The sequence below is a fragment of the Cellulomonas septica genome, from assembly GCF_012396155.1.
GTDB classification, from domain to species: Bacteria; Actinomycetota; Actinomycetes; order Actinomycetales; family Cellulomonadaceae; genus Cellulomonas; species Cellulomonas septica.
In genome coordinates this window covers 1-1949 of record NZ_JAAXOY010000653.1, presented here as the reverse complement: position 1 = coordinate 1949, position 1949 = coordinate 1, and the positions used below count along the sequence as shown (strand labels likewise).

At 75.5% G+C, this 1949-nt stretch carries 1 protein-coding gene and 1 pseudogene; both read right to left on the bottom strand.

All coding sequences use genetic code 11. The features are described 5' to 3' along the window. Positions 1-311 (bottom strand): annotated as a pseudogene (locus HGA02_RS17745) (hypothetical protein); the annotation flags it as partial. 71 nt (positions 312-382) lie between these two features. Then, positions 383-1949, bottom strand: a 1567-nt coding sequence (locus HGA02_RS17740) for a cytochrome c biogenesis protein CcdA (protein WP_168680562.1), incomplete at its 5' end; no start/stop codon positions are given.

Genomic DNA, 1949 nt, shown 5'->3' with positions numbered 1-1949 from the left:
CCCTGCGCGACCGTGCGCATCGCCGTCGCGTCCGTCGGGGCACCGGCGGCGCACGCGTCCGGCAGGCGCCAGTCGACGACGCCCGTCGACTCGTCGCGCGGGGCCGCCGGACCGACGGCCGTCCACGCGGCCTCGGTCAGCATCACGTCGGGCGCCACGTCGGTCGCGGTGGTCGCGGTGGGCGAGGGCGACGCGGGGGCCGACGCGGACGGCGTCGGGGTCGGCGCGTCCTGAGCCTCCGGCTCGGTCGCGCAGGCCGCGAGGGCCAGGGCGCAGAGGGCGATCGTCGAGGTCAGCGTGAGGGTCCGCATGCCCACCACCCTGGCAGACGAACCCGCACGCCGTGGCTGGTCACGCCCCTGGTCCGCGTCCGCGGCGGGCCTCACCCGAAGGTGAAGGAGTACACCGTCACGCCCGCGGGGACGTCGAGCTCGACGGTCCCCTCGGCGACCTCGTCGCCGTCGACGACCGGGTAGGACCGCGGCGGGCCGGCCACGTCGAGCGTGCCGCGGTCCACGACGCGCCCGTCGGCGTCGCGCACGACGAACCCGACCTCGCCCGTCCCGCCGAGCACGGTCTGCACGACGGCCGCGTGGTAGCGCAGCCGGAGCGCGGCGTCGGCGCCGGCGTCCGCCCCCTGGAAGCCGGTCGTCCACGTGCCGCCCAGCGCGACGGTGTCGGGAGCCTGGTCGGTCGGCAGCGTGTAGGTGTGCTCCCCCTGCACGTACTCCCCGGCGACGTTGCTGCGCTTGGCGACGGACAGGAACGTCTCGGGTGTGACGTCCTCCTGCGGGGTCGCGTCGTCGACCCGGGTGCGCGGCGGCAGGTCGACGTCCGGGTCGGCGGCGACGAGCAGCTCGCGGATCATCGTCTCGGTCGCCTCGTAGTTCCCCTCGCCCTGCGACACGTGGCGCACCTGCCCGTCGGCGTCGACCAGGTAGGCGGCCGGCCAGTACCGGTTCCGGTACGCGGTCCACGTCGCGTAGGCGCTGTCCTGCGCGACCGGGTACTCGATGCCGAAGCGCCGCGCGCCGTCGACGACGTTGCGCGTCTCCTTCTCGAACGCGTACTCGGGCGTGTGCACGCCCACGACGACGAGCCCGGCGTCGCGGTACGCCTCGTCCCACGCGACGACGTGCGGGACGGACCGCTGGCAGTTGATGCAGGAGTACGCCCAGAAGTCGAGCAGCACGACCTTGCCGCGCTGGTCGGCCAGGTCGACGGGTGCGCCGTCGGGGGTGTTGAGCCACGTGTCGATGCCGCGGATCGCGGGCGCCGGACCGCAGTCCTCGAGCTCCTCCGCGCCGTCGGTGCAGCGGCTCAGGCCCTCGTTCTCCGCCGTGACGAGGCCGCCGAGGTCGAGCTCGCGCTGCACGCGCGGATCGGCGGCGATCTGCTCCTGCAGGCCGTCGGTGTAGCCCGGCAGGGCCCGCTGGATCGCGTCGGTGAGGTTGAACGACAGCGCGAGGGCGAGCGCGATCATGAGCGCACCGCTCACGGCCCGCACGCCGCGCAGGTGCGACCGGAACGCCTTGACGCGCTCCGACGCCCGGCGCCCGGCCAGCGCGACAGCCAGCAGCGGCGCCGCGGCGCCGAGCGCGAACGCCACGGTCAGCACCACGGTCCCCGGGCCGACGTTCCCGCTCGCGCCCGCGACCGTGATCGCCGCGAGCACCGGGCCCGCGCACGGCACGTAGACCGCGCCGAGGCCCAGGCCCAGCACGAACCCGCCGCGGCTCGACCCCGGGGCGTTGCGCGGCGCGAGCCGGGCGAACGGCCGCTCCAGCACCGCCTCGAGCCGCGGCACGAGCAGGCCGAGGCCGATGACCGCGAGCACGACGATGCCCGTCCAGCGCAGCAGGTCCTGCGGCAGCCCGAGCACCGACAGGACGACGCTGCCGAGCAGCGTGACGAGCGTGAAGCTCGTGACCAGACCCGCGACGACGAGG